Genomic DNA, 17,292 nt, shown 5'->3' on the forward strand with positions numbered 1-17,292 from the left:
TGCATTGAGAAAACTTATTTTAACCTTTATATCGATACTATATATCGGCTGTGCCATTGCACAAACCAAAGATGCCACCGAAAAAACCGGCCCGGAAACAGTGGTCCAAAAACATCGTCTTACCGATTCGGTAGTTGAGCGGTTCAGCGTACTTAAGAGTAATAAGGGTATCCGGCAAGGTTTATACCAGGCCCTTTATCAAAAAAACTATGCATTGGCCAGCGGCTATTACGACAACAACAAAAGGGCGGGCGTATGGCACTTTTTTGACAATCGCGGGCACCTGGTACAAAATTTCGATTACAGGACCAACCAGATCACTTACGAAGCTCCTGAAGACAGCACATCAAACCTGCAGTATTTTGTTGATGTAAAACTTAATGACACAGCAAAAACAACCAAACCACTTAAAGTAGGCGGCAGATTTTTTGGCTACCTCCCCTATCTGAACTTATTTAAGCTTCCGCCCGATTTAATGAACCTTAATCCAAATGTATCGTTTGGTGCGGTAGAGTTGCTGGTTAGTCCGCTGGGGAGGCTTGCATCATTCAAGGTACATGTATACAGCGGTTCGTACGAAAAAACCTTTAATATGAGCATTGATGTACCCGATCCTGCCGATAAGATCTTTGTGCCGGCTACTGTAAACGGCGAAGCAGTTGGTTGCCGTGTGCTTATTAAGTGCGCATTCAGAAACGACGGGGGGCTGGAGTTCTATTAAGCATCCATACTTCCTCTTAAACCAAAAGCGTCATTGCGAGGTACGAAGCAATCCCAAACTATACAGGGCGGACCTGCTAATCGGGGATTGCTTCGTACCTCGCAATGACGCTTAATTATATAGCTACGCTATTAATGGGGCTTAGTGATCGTGATGACCATCCGGACCGTGCGCGTGGCCGTGCGATAACTCTTCGGCTGTTGCAGGGCGTACGTTAAGGATATTGCCTTTAAAGTGCAGTTCCTGACCGGCCATAGGGTGATTAAGATCAACAATAACGGCATCTTCGGCAATTGAAACCACCATAGCCTGGAAACGGTGGCCCTGGTTATCCTGTAAAGGCAAAATGCTGCCAATTTCAGGGATTTCGGTGCCCTGAAACATTTCTTTTGGCAGGTTGGCTACTGCTTCTTCATCATATACGCCGTAAGCATCTTCGGGAGATAAGCGAAACTCGTAGGCATCACCTGTTGAAAGTGTGCTCAGGTTATCCTCAAATTTAGGCAGCATCTGTCCTGCACCAAATAAAAAGGTAAGCGGCTGTTCCTGGGTGGTACTTTCTACCAAAGTTTCGGTACCGGTGTTTTCACGGTCTACGTACAAATCGTAGGTTAATGATACTACGTGTTGTGGTGCAATTTTCATTGTAAATTGTTTTTAGTTGTAAAATCTGGCTTCTACCTCATTAAGGGCATCTGCCGGGTTATTAGCAGGTAATCCGCAGGTTTTATCTATACAAATGAAAATTTGCGTTGATGCACCAAACTTATCCTGCAGCAAAGGTAAACTTCCTGTATTACCGCCCAACATAATTTTATTGGGGATGTAATTATTTTCCATTTCCTTTCTGAAAGTTTCCGCTCCGGCTCCTGTTATCGCAATTTCGTTTATTCCAAACACCTCATCCAGCAAAAGCATCACCCAGTTTGAATAAGCCGAACCATATTTTGCCAGCTGCGGCATTACATTGCGTAACAACTGTGCCGAAACCTCAATGTAACTTTCGTTATCAAAAAGCAAGCCTAACTTTTTAAGCACCCGTGCCATAACCGAATTGGAGGCAGGGATCACCCCATCCATAATTTCAGATTTGCGGGCAATCAGCTGTTCATCATCATCGGCAGTGAAAAAGAAAATACCCTTTGTTTCATCATAATAGTGGGCTATGGCTGTATCGGCAAGGCTTTTGGCCTGCTGCAGCCAATGCTCATTAAAGGTAACCTCATATAAGGCAATGAGCCCATCGATGATATTGGCATAATCATCTAAAAATGCTACAGGCTTATCCTGCGACGATGTGGCACTGTAAACCCGTGATAACCTGCCATTTTGACCAAGCAGGTTATTTAAAATAAACCCGGCATTGTTCAGCGCAAGCTCAAGGTACTCTGGCTTATTAAACGTGCGGTAAGCATCGTTCAGGCCTTTCAGCATAAGGCCATTCCAGGATGCCAGGATCTTGTTATCCAATCCCGGGCGCACGCGTACACTGCGGGCTTCAAAAACTTTTTGACGGGATGCAGCTATTTTAGCAAGCAATTCATGAGCAGGCAAACCTAATTTTGCGGCCAGGTCTTCGTCACTATCCTTGCGAAATAAAACATTCGATTCCTCCTCTTCCCAGTTGCCATCCTCCGTAATATTGTAGTAGATACAGAACAAACCGGCATCATCGCCTAAAATCTCTTCAATCTCATTTTTGGTAAAAATATAGAATTTGCCTTCCTTTCCTTCACTATCCGCGTCAAGCGCCGAATAAAAGCCATACCCGGGCGACATCAGCTCACGCGTGCTGAAAGTGATGATCTCGTCAACTACCTGTTTGTACAATTCATCCGGATGCCAGATATAAGCTTCGGCATACAGGCTAATGAGTTGGGCGTTATCATAAAGCATTTTTTCAAAGTGCGGCACATGCCAGCGCCCATCAACCGAGTAACGGGCAAAGCCGCCGCCAACATGGTCGTAAATGCCGCCGAAAGCCATTTTATGCAAAGTAAGTTTCACTTGCGCTGCTACTTCATCATCTTTCATTAAATAGCCATAGCGCATTAAAGCCTGCCAGTTATTTGGCATCGGGAATTTGGGCGCGTTGCCTGTACCTCCCTCCTGCTTATCAAAATATCGTTTCCAGTTGCTTACAATAGCTTGCAGATCGTCCCGCGTATGTTCTGCCTGTGCCACCACAAATTCTATCGACTCATATTTTTGAATGCCCTCGGTAAGACGAACGGCGTAATCTTCGGCCTCTTCGGGTTTTTGCTTATAAAAATCGGCCAGGTTAAAGAGCAGCGAAGTCCAATCGTTTTTGCGGAAATAGGTACCACCGTAAATAGGTCTTTGATCGGGCAGGCAGATACAGTTTAATGGCCATCCGCCTCTGCCGCTCATGAGCTGTACGGCACTCATATAAATCTGGTCAACATCGGGGCGTTCTTCCCTATCTACCTTAATACAAACAAAATATTCGTTCATAACGGCGGCTACAGCTTCATCTTCAAAGCTTTCGTGCTCCATAACATGGCACCAGTGGCAGGCCGAGTAACCGATGCTTACCAGGATGAGCTTATTTTCGGCTTTGGCTTTATCAAGGGCTTCTTTGCCCCAGGAGTACCAGTTTACCGGGTTATTGGCATGTTGTAATAAATAGGGCGATGTGGAATTGGCCAGGCGATTCATATAGCTGTGTGTTTGCTGCAAAAATGCAGATATAATTGCACCTGTAAGTTAAATGGAATTTATTTAGAAAAGTTTTAGGTAAAAGTGGTTATTCGTATCAGACCAGTCTCATTTTTGAATTTTTAATAATAAGTCAAAATCACTTATCTCCAACCCTTTCAGTCCTAAAAATTATCAAACTCACAAATTATTTCCCTTTATTTGCCCCCTTGTTATCAAAAATTTAAGATGAACTGTTTAAAACTGAATTATTTATTATGCGCCGTGGCGCTGATGCCGTTAACGCGACCGGCATCGGCCCAAACTACCGACACCACAAAATACAATCACCAGGACCTTTTTGGCCCAATTACATGGCCCGTTACCAGTGGCGGAACGCGCTCGGCTGCAGGCAAACCCTCACCAAATTACTGGCAAAACCGCGCTGATTACCAGATCAAAGCTTCCCTTAATGAAGGCAAGGATACTACCATAACCGGCGAAGTAACCATTACCTATACCAACAACAGCCCTGATAAGTTGGATTACCTGTGGCTGCAACTGGATCAAAACCTTTTTAAACCAGATTCGCGCGGAGCGGCGGTAACTCCGTATACCGGCGACAGGTTTGACGTTCGTGGTTTTAGCCGCGGTGGTTATCATATTGCCTCTGTTGATGTTACTTACAAAGGCGAAACCTACAACGTTGATCCTGTCATTACCGATGCACGGATGCAGTTACGCCTTAATACCCCAATGGATGGCAAAGGCGAAAAAATAGAGATCAAGGTTAATTATGATTTTGCAATCCCATTTTATGGCGCCGACCGTATGGGCCGCAAGAAATTTAAACAAGGCTATGTTTACGAAATTGCTCAATGGTACCCGCGCATGTGTGTTTACGACGATGTGGAGGGCTGGAACACCCTGCCATACATGGGCTTAGGCGAGTTCTATTGCGAATACGGCGATTTTGACTATTACATCACCGCTCCTGCCAATAAAATAGTAGTTGGCTCGGGCGATTTGCAAAACCCTGAAGAGGTACTTACTCCCACTCAATTAAAACGACTGGAACAAGCCCGCAACAGCGACAAAACAGTAACCATCATTAGCGCTGCGGAAGTTGGCAGAGGCTCAACCCGGCCCTTTAAAGGCACGCTTACCTGGCACTTTAAAATGCAGAATACCCGCGATATTGCATTGGGCGCTTCTGACGCTTTTATCTGGGACGCGGCAAGGGTTAATTTCCCATCTGGCCGCAAGGGCATTGCCATGTCGGCCTACCCGGTTGAAAGTTCGGGCAATGACGGCTGGGGCCGCTCAACCGAATACCTAAAAAACAGCATGGAGATCTATTCAAACCTATATTTTGAATATCCCTGGAATTCGGCAGTTAACGTATCGGGCGTGGCATTAGGCATGGAATATCCGGGCGCTATCTTCTGCCTCAGCAACCTGAAAAAAGGACAGCTTTGGGGCGATGTTACCCACGAGATAGGCCATAACTGGTTCCCGATGATAGTTGGCTCAAACGAGCGCAAATACATGTGGCAGGACGAAGGTTTTAACACCTTTATTAATGAGTATGCTACCGAAAAATTTAATAAAGGCGAATATGTTGAGAAAAGTGGCTCGGCGCAAAATGTACTGGCTGGCTACCGCAACAGCAAAGACCCGCTCATGACCGCTCCTGAAGCCATAGGGCTCAATGATTATGGCCAGTATTATACCAAAACCGCGTTAGGTTTGGATATATTACGCAACGTAGTGCTTGGCCCAGAGCGCTTTGATTATGCCTTCCGCGAGTATGTTAAAAACTGGGCGTTTAAGCACCCGCTTCCGTACGATCTTTTCAGGGCTATGAATGATGCCACAGGCGAAGATCTGAACTGGTTTTGGAAATCATGGTTCTTCACCACCTGGAAGCTTGACCAGGCCATTACTTCGGTAAGCTATATCAAAGGTAACCCGGCCGATGGCGCGCTGATCACACTTACCAATAATGAAAAAATGGCTATGCCTGTTGATCTTAAAATTGTTCAGGCTAACGGCAAAACCGAAACTATTCACCTGCCGGTAAACATCTGGCAGCGCGATGGTGTTTGGAAATTTAAATACCCCTCAACATCGGCTATCAAAAGCATGGAAATAGACCCTGATCGTCAACTACCTGACGTTGACCTGAAAAACAACGTTTACAGGGGAGAGTAGTTTTGATTTCGGAATTTGGATTTTCGATTTCGGATTGCGGCGAGATTAGAGATTAGAGATTAGAGATTAGAGATTAGAGATTAGTGTCCTGTCCTGAAAAAAGTAGACATTATTATTGTTTATTTGAGCTGTTAATAAGTCGGCAACTCGGAGAGTTTCCGACTTATTAACAGCTTTTCTTTTTTTGCTTCTTTTTTTCTTTTAAAAAGGAGCTTGTTTTTGTTGATAAGTCAAGCTGCCATGTGTAGCTGTTGTGGCGTAGCCAGGTTTAATGACCAATGCGGCCTGCTCATATTATAAAAGCCAATCGCTTCTTTTACTGCCTTTATTGCATCCTTTGCTGAATCGAACGTGCTATCAAGGCCATATTCCTGTTTCAGTATCCCATTCACCCGTTCTGCCATGGCATTCTCGTAACAATGGTTCTCTTCGGTCATACTAATGCCGATCTTAGCCTTTTTTAGCAGTTTTGTATAATCATTGCTGCAATACTGGATCCCCCGGTCTGAATGATGGATCAGATTATCCGCAGGCTGCCGTTGCCTGATGGCCATTTCCAGGCTACGGATAGCCCCTTCAATTCTAAGGCTTTCTGATAAATACCAGCCTACCACCTTTCGCGAATATGCGTCTGTGATCAGAAACAGGTATACAAAGTCTTTTGAAGTGCGGATATAGGTAATATCTGATACCCAGCACTGATGAGCGCCCGTAAGCTGCCTGTCTTTCATCAGGTTCCTGTAAACTCTAAACCGATGGTAAGAATCTGTCGTAGATACATACTTACGACGTCTTTTTACCAATAGCTTATTCCTGCTTAACAACTCAAAGAACATATCCCTGCCCATTCTTATTCCTGCTTTACTTATATCTTTTTTTAACAGGAAATACAGTTTCTTGCCCCCCAGGCGCGGATGATACCGGCGCACCTCGTGAACCAACGACAATACCATCGTCTCATTTAATGCTTTCCGGTCCGCTGCAGACACCGCCTTGTAGTAGCCACTCCGGCTTACCTCAAAATAACCACATAGTTCGCTTAATCCATATTTCGACCGGAGTACCCCGATACTTGGCCGCCAAACTTTTTTTTTAAATCCTCTCCATATAGCTTACCTGCCTGTTTGACAACTTCCTCCGCACAATCCCTGGCCAGGTAAGCATCAGCCAAAGCCAGCTTTAACTTTTTTACCTCTTGTTCCAATTCCAATAACCGATCCTGCTCTGCTTTCGTTTCCACTCTGATTACCTTGTTTTGTAAATATTGTTTTCCTAAAGCCCCAAGCCACCTGCTTACTGTTTCAGCTCCGCTGATCCCATAGCGCCGGCTTGCCTCTGCCAGGCTAAGACCCTCTTCCTCTATCTCCCGCACTACCTTTTGTTTAAAGCTAATACTGTACCGAACTACTTTTACACTTCTTTTTGTCATGTTTCCTGCCTTTTTGTTAACCTTTTTTTGTCAACCTATTTCAGGACAGGACAAGAGATTAGAGAGAACTTCAAAAAGCGATGGGTGTTTGGGCTCATCGCTTTTTTTGATAATTGTGTTTGCTTAACTGTGAGTTTTTTTATCGCGGTCAGTGTAAAATTATGCACCCTTTAAAAAACCATAAAATATCCTTAAAAAAAACACTATATCCACCTGTTAATAAGCAATATACCCACTAATACAAACCTATATCGACTTCAATTAAACACTTGAAAATATTTTTAATTATAAAACATTTTGTTTATTTTTAATATTAAAGGCTAATAGCAAATTACAATTAGCATGTTAACTATGGCAAGAAATATACTCATAATTGAAGATGACGCTGAAATTTTACGGGTACTTGAAACAGTGCTCACCTTTCATGATTTTGAGGTTACCGGTCTTGACCGTACTGATGATATTATTGGTGCTGTAAAAGCGTACAACCCCGATCTTGTATTAACCGACTATATGCTGCCCGGCCTTAACGGCGGTCGTATTTGTCAGCTTATTAAAGGCAACGAAGATACCCGGCATATCCCGGTGATTCTGATTTCAGCTTACCATGAACAGGCTATTGCCCTGGTTAATTTTGGATATGATGCCTTTGTACCCAAGCCTTTTGATATAAATAAGCTGGTGAAAACGATTAACAAGTTTTTGAATTGATGGAAGGAAGTTAGATAAGATCTATCCCATTAGAGATTATTTTGAAGCCATTTTGTTTCCATTGCTTCATAATCACCCCGAGATTATGCCATTTTTTGCCTGAATTAATAACGAAGCGATATTCGATAGATTCTCCGTTCTTTTTGGAGATTTTGATCTTGTTATAAGTGCCGTCATTTCTTAACCTTCCGGGCTTACCTACATAATTATGGCAATCTATTTCTACCAGTTTCAGATCATTTAAGATAAATACAGTGTTATTCAACACAACCCTATCTTCCGCAAAAAACAACTCTCCTTCTTTTGTATAACTCGGCATACTCGACCAAAACAAGTTCACAAAATAGCCGATAAAACCCAAAAAGAAACATGAAATCATTATGAATAACAAAGGCCCATTTAAATTCCTGGCAAAGGGAGCCATTACAAAGAAAATCAATAATAAAACCGCAGGTATCTGCATCATTTTATAAATGAGCGGACGGCGGGTATAAGTGTCGAAGATTTCTGCCATTTTTAATATTAGTTACAATTCTAATGAATATTTATTACCGACAACGATTAGTCATTACTATAATTCCGAAATCTCAAATTCGATATCCGAAATTTTTCCCCCTTTCGCCCCAAAACCTTAATTTCGCTGCTTCAAGAAAAGAGGAAAAGATTTTGGATTACTTACAGGGATTAAACCCCGAACAAAGGGCAGCGGTTGAACAAACCGAGGGGCCGGTGATGATCATTGCCGGTGCCGGATCGGGCAAAACACGGGTTATTACCTATCGCGTGGCGCATTTGATACGCAAGGGTGTTGATTCATTTAACATACTGGTACTTACATTTACCAACAAGGCCGCCCGCGAAATGCGCGAGCGTATTACCCATGTAGTTGGCGCGGAAGCTAAAAACATATGGATGGGTACGTTCCACTCGGTGTTTGCGAAAATATTACGGGTTGAGGCCGAAAAAATCGGTTATCCAAGCAACTTTACCATTTACGATACCGACGACAGCAAGAGCGTTTTAAGGGCCATTTTAAAAGAAATGAACCTTGATGATAAGCTTTATAATGTAAACTTTGTACTCAACCGCATTTCGGCATCAAAAAATAACCTGATCTCCTGGCAGGAATATAACAAGAACGAGCAGATCCAGGCCGACGACTTTTCGAGCGGCCGCGGGCAAATGGGCAAGATCTACGAGATGTATGCCACCCGCTGCTACCGTGCTGGAGCAATGGATTTTGACGATTTGCTGTACAAAACCAACGAGCTGCTGAAACTCCACCCCGACGTACTCAATAAATACCAGCACAAGTTTAAATACCTCATGGTTGATGAGTATCAGGATACCAACTTTTCGCAGTACCTTATTGTTAAAAAGCTTGCCGCTGTTAACGAAAACCTGTGCGTAGTAGGTGATGACGCCCAAAGTATCTATGCCTTCCGTGGTGCCAACATTCAGAATATCTTAAACTTTGAGAAGGATTACCCCGATCTGAAAGTGTTTAAGCTGGAGCAAAATTATCGCTCAACTCAAAACATTGTGAATGTAGCCAACAGCATCATCCGCAATAATAAAGACCAGCTTAAGAAGAACGTATTCTCCGAAAAAGAATCGGGCGATAAGATCAAAGTTATGCGGGCCTTCAGCGATAATGAGGAAGGCAAAATAGTAGCCGAAGCTATTATGCAAGACCGCAGCTCAAACGGGCTTAAATGGTCGGCATTTGCTATCCTTTACCGCACCAATGCGCAGTCGCGGTCTATGGAGGAGGCTTTGCGCAAGCTGGGCATCCCATATAAAATATATGGTGGGCTTTCGTTTTATCAGCGTAAGGAAATTAAGGACCTGATAGCTTATTTCAGGCTCACCTTTAACCCTAATGATGAAGAAGCTTTAAAGCGCGTTATCAATTACCCTAAACGTGGCATTGGCGATACCTCGGTTGATAAGATCATTGTAGCTGCCGATCAGCATGGTATAACGCCCTGGGAAGTTATTGTTGAACCGGGCAAATACCTCGAGGGTAAAATATCGGGGGCCGTATCCACTTTTGCTACCATGATCCAAAGCTTCCAGGTGCTGACCAAAACCAAGTCTGCCTATGAGTCGGCTTTATATATCGCGCAGCATTCGGGCTTATTGAAGGACCTTTATGAAGATAAATCGGTAGAGGGGCTTAACCGTTACGAAAATATCCAGGAGCTTTTAAACGGGATCAAGGAGTTTTCAGAGCGGGAGGATATTGAAGAAAAAGGCCTTGATGTTTTCATGCAGGATGTGGCCCTCTTAACTAACGATGATAATGATAAAAACAAAGATGCCGATACGGTATCGCTTATGACCATCCACTCATCAAAAGGGCTTGAGTTTCCGCAGGTTTATGTTGTAGGACTGGAAGAAAACCTTTTCCCGTCGCAAATGTCGCTTAACTCACGCAGCGATCTTGAAGAAGAGCGACGCCTGTTTTATGTAGCCGTTACGCGTGCCGAAAGCAAGCTCCATATTAGTTACGCCACCTCGCGTTTTAAGTTTGGAACCTTGATTAATTGCGAGCCAAGCCGCTTTTTGGATGAAATTGACGCGAAATATCTTGAACTAGACTATACCGCCAAACCCGCTTCTGGCAATAATCCATTTTTTGATGATGAGCGTAAAGCATGGAGCAGGGATAAACAGCCCGACACATTTTCGCGGCCAAAACCGGCAGCTGCAGCACCGGTAAAAACCACTTCGATACTGGCCAAAGCGCACGTACCTTCAGCTAATTTCAAACCTTCTGATACATCCGGTTTGCAAGTGGGTATGGAGGTTGAACACGAACGTTTCGGCTTTGGCAAAGTACTCGCTCTTGAGGGTAATAAGCCCGATATAAAAGCCACAATCTTCTTTAAGGAGATTGGTCAAAAGCAGTTGTTATTAAAATTTGCGAAACTTTACATAGTTCAGTAAACATAAACCAAGAGTTAAAATCCCTACTTTGAGGAATTGATTCCCCAAGCCCCCGCCACGGTCCATCATTAAATCGCCTTAATAACACTAATTTAAAGGTAATTTAATGATGGCATACCATTTGGATTGCATAAGTATCCCCTTTCCTTAATTAATATTTAATTGATATGAGCGATACTATTAAAAAGCAAACAAACAAATCCGTTGGTAAAAACATCCGGGCATTACGCCATCAGCATGGATGGAGCCAGGAAGATGTGGCTAACCGTTTGGGCATCTCTATTCCTGCGTTTTCAAAAATTGAAACAGGAGTAACCGATATCAACCTCTCGCGTCTTGAACAAATTGCCAATATTTTCGATGTAAACGTGGTGAACATACTGGCCCTCGATACTGACGAAACTGATATGAAGCCGTCGAGTTTAAGCCTTGCACAGAGAAAACTGATAGATCGCGAATCAGAAATCGCCAGTTTACAACGTAAGGTCATATTACTTTATGAAGAGCTGCGCAATAAGGCCAGTGTAGCCATCTAAAGGTGTGCAGTAAACATTACAATTTACCGATAGTGTACATTGTTTGCTTCGCATCAGTGTCCTGTTTCATACGTTACATTAAATAGTAGTTAACAATATTTAACAAAAGGAAATTTGAAAAAAAAGCCCCCCATTGTATGGGCTAATTTATCCATAATGAGCGTTTTATAGCCATTTTGGAGTAATAATTGTGGCACGCAGTTTACTAAAGCAAATTGTATGTCAAATTATCTTATTTCCATATCAAAAAACGAAACCTCGAGCGACGGTATCATCCATGATCCTAAAAGTAAGCTAAAAGTTAAAGCGTTTGATTTGCTGCGCGCACGTTTTAAACCGAGCAAAGGCGAAGTAAGGTTTTTTGTAACTGCCGGCGATGAAACAACACTGGCTTTTGAAACACAGGGCTATAATAAACACAGACAGCTGCTGGTTTTACAAATGATATCGTGGTATTGTATTTACCTTGGGCTTATGGAAGCGCAGATCCACTCCAGCCTGCCTGTACACTTTAGTTAAACCTGGAGAGGGAGGATCGGACGAAAGTTAAACTCTCGGCGGGTTATGCAGCATGTCGCTCATCTCGATGATCTTTTCATCAATTTCGGATACGCATTTATCCATCATATCCAAACATTCGGCCTGGTCAACCAGGCCTTCTTTTTCGAGGTTGATCAAGCCGCGTAACGTAGCTATAGGCCCCCTGATTTGATGCGACAGGTATGACGAATGCTCAGAAAGCTTTTTATTTTTTAACTGCAGATCTTTGGTACGCTCGTCAATGATCTCTTCAAGATGATGATTTATCCTATCAAGATTATCTTTTTGCCGGGATACCTCACCGTTTAGCAATGTAAGCTGTGCATTGGTTTTGGCTTTACGTTTTACATTGCTGATCAGCAAACCAATTACTACAAGCATCAAACCCGCAACCACGGTCACCGCCCAAAACTTCGACCGGTCGTAAGCCTGGCGCTCTGCAATTCTTTCGTTTTCTTTCAGTTGCTCTTCCTGCCGGCGTTTGGCCTCAACCAGGTTCATTTGCGCCGATACGTTGGTTTTATAGGTAACACTATCCTGGGTATATATTTCCCTTAGTAAATTTACCGCACGGGCAAAATTCTTTTTGTTATATTCCAGTTCGTATGTAGTGTATTTATAATCGTAGTCAAGCTTAGGGTCTTTTACTAACTGTGTATAAGCAGTCCCCTCCTGCACCATCTTTTCCGCATTTTTAAAATCGCCTTTTGTCATGTAAAGCGCTGCCAGCGTAAGGTCAACACTGGCTACTGACTCGTTCAGGTCGCGCGCTTTTGCACCGGCATTAGCCTCCAGCAGTAAACCCAGGGCCTTATCGTAATCCTTAAGTTTAAAATAAATAACGCCACGGTTTTGCAAACATTGGATCAGGTTTACCGAGTCGCTCAGTTTCTGAAATATGGGAAAACTTTTATCATAAAACTTAAGCGCCATATACAGGTTATTTTTACGCGTGTAAACGTTACCGATATTTAAATACAATGAGCCTACCAATTTAGTATCATTTATTTTTTGTGCTATTTCCAGCGATCGGTTAAGATAGGTAAGGGAGCGTTCGTAGTCATGGTCACGGAACAAGATCCCGATATTATTATAAACCTTGGCTTCGCCCCTCAGGTTATTGTTGCGGGTAAAATATGAAAGGGAGTTCAGGTAGTTTTCAATAGCCTTTTCAGGCTGATCAAGGTAGTATTTACCAATACCGATAACCCGATAAGCTTCTGCAATACCATTAATATAATTGAGTTTGGTGGATAGCTTAAGCGCTTTGGTAGCGTCTTCCACCGTTTGTTCGGGGTTTGTGAGCCTGTTTGTATAAGCGCTGGTATTCAGGCTTATTACCTCATTAGTATCTTTTGCAGCAACATCAATTATATCATTCGCGTATACCGACAGCGATAATAAAAAGAATAATATAAATGTGCCGATTTTTTTCATTAAAACACTTTTACGTTCTGTTGGGGTGAAAGTTATAAAATAATGCTGAATTATATTTAATGTTAAGAATAAAAAACACTGTGGAAAATTATTTTCATATGTTTTTTATCCCTATTAAAAACATATCTATATTTGCATTGTTAAATATCTGAAATACAATATATTAAATACAAAGAACATCCTATACAATATCGCTCCCAATATATTGCAGCCAATTACAATAATATTGCAATATATATCCTGAGATTTACAATATAATTATAGTTTGTACATCAAATAAATGAAATAATGTAAAAATCGTGCAATAAATTGTATACCATACCGGTAAGTAATCTGGATGATATTACATTTAAAATTAGTAATTTAACGCCATAATTAATAGTGTAAAAATACGAAACAGAGAATCTTTTTTAAAATTTTAGAAAAACAGGGTTTTTAAAAAACAGAGAGTAAAATCAACTTTTTAAAATATTTGTGATAAGCTTTAAATAAGCTTGACGGATTTTATTAAATATCAGATATCGTATTAATTTAAAAAATATAATATTAAATACAATAATTAATCAATATGAAAAAAGCAGTGTTTTTTGTACTCCTTACCATAGGCGCCGGGGTGCTCTCATCGTCATCAGTTTTGTCATCATCGGCAAAAAAAGATGTACAGCCAACAGCTGTCAATTTCAACAAAACGCCGGCAGGTTTTAAACGCGACCTGGGAAGCGCCGATTGAAATCCAATTAAATCATACAGAAAGTTCAACATCGATAATATAACACGGTCATGAAAAAAATAATCACCATCGCTTTAGCAGTTCTGTTCACTGGGGCCATTTCGTCCTGTAAAAAGGAAAGTCCAAAAGTTGAGTTTGCTAACCTTCACTTATTCGCAACCGGTTACAAAAGAGACCTGGGAAGTGCTGACTGATTTAACTATTCAAGATCAATAACACATAAAACAACATGAAAAAATTCATCCTCATAACAACAGTAGTGCTTAGTGCAGGAGCATTATCATCAGCTACAAACAAAAATGAAAACAAAACGAAAATGGTGATTACACCAGTGAACTCGCTGACAACCGGTTTTAAAAGAGACTTAGGCAGCGCCGACTAAAAAACAGACAATAACAAACAAAAGATTTAATAAACAAAAAATATTTACGTACCCCCACATTAAAAAAACATCATGAAAAATTTAACACTGGTAGCAACTTTAGCATTAAGCACTATATTATCGACCGCCACATTAGCAAATGCCGCTAACGGCCCTCAACCAAAACGTGATTTAGGTTCTGCTGATGCTCGTGGCCCTCAACCAAAACGCGACTTAGGTTCTGCTGATTTTGCCCGTGGCCCTCAACCAAAACGTGATCTCGGTTCTGCTGATTTTGCTTTCGGCCCTCAGCCAAAACGTGATCTTGGTTCTGCTGACTTCGCCTTCGGCCCTCAACCAAAACGTGACTTAGGTTCTGCTGATTTCGCTTTCGGCCCTCAACCAAAACGTGACTTAGGTTCTGCTGACTTTGCCCGTGGCCCTCAACCAAAACGTGACTTAGGTTCTGCTGATTTTGCTTTCGGTCCTCAGCCAAAACGCGACTTAGGTTCTGCTGATTTTGCCCGTGGCCCTCAACCAAAACGTGACTTAGGTTCTGCTGATTTCGCCTTCGGCCCTCAACCAAAACGTGACCTGGGTTCTGCTGATTTCGCCTTCGGCCCTCAACCAAAACGTGACTTAGGTTCTGCTGATTTCGCCTTCGGCCCTCAACCAAAACGCGACTTAGGTTCTGCTGACTTCGCTATGTCTGGTCCTGGTCTAAAAAGAGATTTAGGCTCTGCCGATTTCGCAGTATCTGGTCCTGGCCCTAAAAGAGATTTAGGCTCTGCTGACTTCGCTATGTCTGGCCCTGGTCCAAAAAGAGATTTAGGCTCTGCTGACTTCGCTATGTCTGGTCCCGGTCCAAAAAGAGATTTAGGTTCTGCTGACTTCGCTATGTCTGGTCCCGGTCCAAAAAGAGATTTAGGTTCTGCAGACTTCGCTATGTCTGGTCCTGGTCCAAAAAGAGATTTAGGCTCTGCTGATTTCGCTATGTCTGGTCCCGGTCCAAAAAGAGATTTAGGTTCTGCTGACTTCGCTATGTCTGGTCCTGGTCCAAAAAGAGATTTAGGCTCTGCTGACTTCGCTATGTCTGGCCCTGGTCCAAAAAGAGATTTAGGTTCTGCTGATTTTACCGCATAATCAACAACACTTCCATTATAAAATCATATGTTATAAACTAAAATTTGAATAGTTAACAACATGAAAAAATTCATCATTGCAGCAGCGGTTTTAATAGCTACAGGTCTTACCGCTGTATCATTAACTCATAAAGGAGCAAAAACTGAAGTTAAAGTAAAGGTTGAGAGAGCTGAGTTTTCAAATCAGGTCCCTAATTCGCCAAAACACGACCTCGGGTCTGCAGACTGACTAAAAACTAAAACCGGCATTAATTTCGTCGAATTGCACGAATTATAAATCTGGTTAGCTGAGGAGCTCTTCATCTATTATATTGTACATGCTGAATGACTCAATGACTCAATGACCTAATGACTGCAATGACCTAATTAGCTATATTTGCTGCAAACAATAATATTATGCAGCACATAAAGCAATATGTTGAGCAAAACAAACAGCGTTTACTTGATGAGTTATTTGACCTGTTACGTTTAGCATCGGTTAGTGCCGATCCAAAATACAAACCTGAAGTATTAAAAACTGCCGATTATGTGGCAGCAAAGCTCCGCGATGCCGGAGCCGATAATGTTGAAATATGCCAAACCGCCGGCTACCCTATTGTATACGGCGAAAAGATCATAGATTCTTCCAAGCCTACCGTATTGGTTTATGGCCATTACGACGTACAACCCCCAGATCCGCTGGAACTGTGGAAAACACCGCCATTCGAACCAACTGTTCGGGATGGAAAAATATATGCCCGCGGTGCCTGCGATGATAAAGGACAGTTTTACATGCATGTAAAAGCCTTTGAGCTGATGATGCAAACCGGTACACTTCCTTGCAATATTAAGTTTATGATTGAGGGCGAAGAAGAAGTGGGCTCATCCAACCTGGGCATCTTTGTAAAAGCCAACAAGGAAAAGTTGAAAGCCGATGTGGTGCTGATCTCTGATACTTCGATGATCAGCATGGAGCACCCTTCGCTTGAAACGGGCTTACGTGGCCTCTCTTACCTCGAAGTTGAGGTAACCGGCCCAAACCGCGACCTGCATTCGGGCGTTTACGGCGGTGCGGTGGCTAATCCCATCACTATACTGGCGCAAATGATTGCCAGCCTGCACGATGAAAACAATCATATCACCATTCCCGGTTTTTATAATGATGTAGTACCTTTGAGCGAAGCAGAACGCAAAGCCCTGAACAGCGCGCCTTATGATGAAGCCGGGTACAAACAAGACCTTGATGTAGCCGAGCTTTGGGGCGAAAAGGGTTACAGTACTTTTGAGCGTACAGGCACCCGTCCTACACTTGAGCTAAACGGCATTTGGGGCGGCTATATCGGCGAGGGCGCCAAAACAGTGTTGCCTTCAAAAGCCAATGCCAAAATCTCTATGCGTTTAGTACCCAACCAAACGTCTGATGCTATAACCAAACTGTTTACCGACCATTTTTTAAGTATTGCACCTCCCTATGTTAAGGTTAAGGTAACTCCACATCACGGCGGCGAACCGGCTGTAACCCCAACTGATAGCGTGGCTTATCGTGCCGCTCAAAAAGCCATTGCCGAATCATTTGGTAAAGAGCCCATCCCTACCCGTGGCGGCGGCAGTATCCCTATTGTTGCTTTGTTTGAAGCTGAGCTTGGTTTAAAAACTGTATTGATGGGTTTCGGGCTTGATAGCGATGCCCTGCACTCGCCTAATGAGAAATATGATATTTACAATTATTATAAAGGCATAGAAACCATTCCGTTGTTTCACAAATACTTTGCGGAGTTATCAAACTAATGTCATGAAGCATTAATTTGCGCGATAAGGGTAGTTATTTTTTGATTTAGGTAAAACAAATAATATATTTATGATATTATCTAACTATACAAAA

The 17,292-nt window shown here is 42.5% G+C and carries 17 protein-coding genes; 11 read left to right on the plus strand and 6 right to left on the minus strand.

What is annotated here, in order from left to right; all coding sequences use genetic code 11:
• The first annotated feature begins 4 nt into the window (after positions 1-4).
• Positions 5-721, plus strand: a complete 717-nt coding sequence (locus ACP26M_RS12220; protein ID WP_426589199.1) for a hypothetical protein — start codon at positions 5-7, stop codon at positions 719-721.
• 141 nt (positions 722-862) lie between these two features.
• On the opposite strand, the gene ACP26M_RS12225 is transcribed toward ACP26M_RS12220, so the two are convergent.
• A complete protein-coding gene (locus tag ACP26M_RS12225; RefSeq protein WP_426589201.1) occupies positions 863-1,366 on the minus strand; it encodes an FKBP-type peptidyl-prolyl cis-trans isomerase in 504 nt (167 codons plus the stop codon).
• A 12-nt stretch (positions 1,367-1,378) separates the two neighbouring features.
• Positions 1,379-3,400 carry a thioredoxin domain-containing protein gene (locus ACP26M_RS12230; RefSeq protein ID WP_426589203.1) on the minus strand — a complete coding sequence of 674 codons (2,022 nt, stop codon included), beginning with the start codon at positions 3,398-3,400 and terminating at the stop codon, positions 1,379-1,381.
• A gap of 228 nt (positions 3,401-3,628) precedes the next feature.
• Between ACP26M_RS12230 and ACP26M_RS12235 the strand changes: the two genes are divergently transcribed.
• Positions 3,629-5,593, plus strand: a complete 1,965-nt coding sequence (locus ACP26M_RS12235) for a M1 family metallopeptidase (RefSeq protein ID WP_426589205.1) — start codon at positions 3,629-3,631, stop codon at positions 5,591-5,593.
• Positions 5,594-5,823: 230 nt separating this feature from the next.
• On the opposite strand, the gene ACP26M_RS12240 is transcribed toward ACP26M_RS12235, so the two are convergent.
• Positions 5,824-6,702, minus strand: a complete 879-nt coding sequence (locus ACP26M_RS12240) for an IS3 family transposase (RefSeq protein WP_426589718.1) — start codon at positions 6,700-6,702, stop codon at positions 5,824-5,826.
• The gene (locus tag ACP26M_RS12245; protein ID WP_426589207.1) at positions 6,633-7,022 is read right to left on the minus strand and encodes a transposase; all 390 of its coding nucleotides are present in this window, start codon (positions 7,020-7,022) and stop codon (positions 6,633-6,635) included. The genes ACP26M_RS12240 and ACP26M_RS12245 overlap by 70 nt, the downstream gene beginning before the upstream one ends.
• Before the next feature lie 351 nt (positions 7,023-7,373).
• Here ACP26M_RS12245 and ACP26M_RS12250 point away from each other — a divergent pair, with 351 nt between their 5' ends.
• On the plus strand, positions 7,374-7,733 hold the full coding sequence (locus ACP26M_RS12250; protein WP_373614209.1) for a response regulator: 360 nt from the start codon (positions 7,374-7,376) through the stop codon (positions 7,731-7,733).
• A 10-nt stretch (positions 7,734-7,743) separates the two neighbouring features.
• Here the strand turns inward: ACP26M_RS12250 and ACP26M_RS12255 are convergent, their stop codons facing one another.
• Positions 7,744-8,247, minus strand: coding sequence for a hypothetical protein (locus ACP26M_RS12255; protein ID WP_426589210.1), 504 nt, complete (start codon positions 8,245-8,247; stop codon positions 7,744-7,746).
• A gap of 152 nt (positions 8,248-8,399) precedes the next feature.
• Here ACP26M_RS12255 and ACP26M_RS12260 point away from each other — a divergent pair, with 152 nt between their 5' ends.
• The 3 genes from ACP26M_RS12260 to ACP26M_RS12270 all read left to right on the plus strand — a co-directional run bounded on the left by ACP26M_RS12260 (position 8,400) and on the right by ACP26M_RS12270 (position 11,740).
• Positions 8,400-10,685 (plus strand): ATP-dependent helicase, encoded by a 2,286-nt coding sequence (locus tag ACP26M_RS12260; protein ID WP_373614211.1) that lies wholly within the window; start codon positions 8,400-8,402, stop codon positions 10,683-10,685.
• Positions 10,686-10,852: 167 nt separating this feature from the next.
• Positions 10,853-11,221, plus strand: coding sequence for a helix-turn-helix domain-containing protein (locus ACP26M_RS12265; protein ID WP_373614212.1), 369 nt, complete (start codon positions 10,853-10,855; stop codon positions 11,219-11,221).
• A 219-nt stretch (positions 11,222-11,440) separates the two neighbouring features.
• On the plus strand, positions 11,441-11,740 hold the full coding sequence (locus ACP26M_RS12270) for a hypothetical protein (protein WP_373614213.1): 300 nt from the start codon (positions 11,441-11,443) through the stop codon (positions 11,738-11,740).
• A gap of 27 nt (positions 11,741-11,767) precedes the next feature.
• Here the strand turns inward: ACP26M_RS12270 and ACP26M_RS12275 are convergent, their stop codons facing one another.
• Positions 11,768-13,198: a tetratricopeptide repeat protein gene (locus tag ACP26M_RS12275; RefSeq protein ID WP_373614214.1), complete on the minus strand. Its 1,431-nt coding sequence runs from the start codon at positions 13,196-13,198 to the stop codon at positions 11,768-11,770.
• A 568-nt stretch (positions 13,199-13,766) separates the two neighbouring features.
• On the opposite strand from ACP26M_RS12275, the gene ACP26M_RS12280 reads away from it, so the two are divergent.
• The 5 genes from ACP26M_RS12280 to ACP26M_RS12300 all read left to right on the plus strand — a co-directional run bounded on the left by ACP26M_RS12280 (position 13,767) and on the right by ACP26M_RS12300 (position 17,198).
• On the plus strand, positions 13,767-13,928 hold the full coding sequence (locus ACP26M_RS12280; protein WP_175489905.1) for a hypothetical protein: 162 nt from the start codon (positions 13,767-13,769) through the stop codon (positions 13,926-13,928).
• Between the two features lie 229 nt (positions 13,929-14,157).
• Positions 14,158-14,310 carry a hypothetical protein gene (locus tag ACP26M_RS12285; protein WP_426589214.1) on the plus strand — a complete coding sequence of 51 codons (153 nt, stop codon included), beginning with the start codon at positions 14,158-14,160 and terminating at the stop codon, positions 14,308-14,310.
• A gap of 72 nt (positions 14,311-14,382) precedes the next feature.
• Positions 14,383-15,432, plus strand: coding sequence for a hypothetical protein (locus ACP26M_RS12290; RefSeq protein ID WP_426589216.1), 1,050 nt, complete (start codon positions 14,383-14,385; stop codon positions 15,430-15,432).
• Positions 15,433-15,492: 60 nt separating this feature from the next.
• Entirely contained in the window at positions 15,493-15,660 is a 168-nt protein-coding gene (locus tag ACP26M_RS12295; protein ID WP_426589218.1) for a hypothetical protein, read from the plus strand.
• A gap of 167 nt (positions 15,661-15,827) precedes the next feature.
• Positions 15,828-17,198, plus strand: coding sequence for a dipeptidase (locus ACP26M_RS12300; RefSeq protein ID WP_426589220.1), 1,371 nt, complete (start codon positions 15,828-15,830; stop codon positions 17,196-17,198).
• Positions 17,199-17,292: the final 94 nt, after the last annotated feature.

The sequence above is a fragment of the Mucilaginibacter sp. R-33 genome, assembly GCF_049949235.1.
GTDB lineage: Bacteria > Bacteroidota > Bacteroidia > Sphingobacteriales > Sphingobacteriaceae > Mucilaginibacter.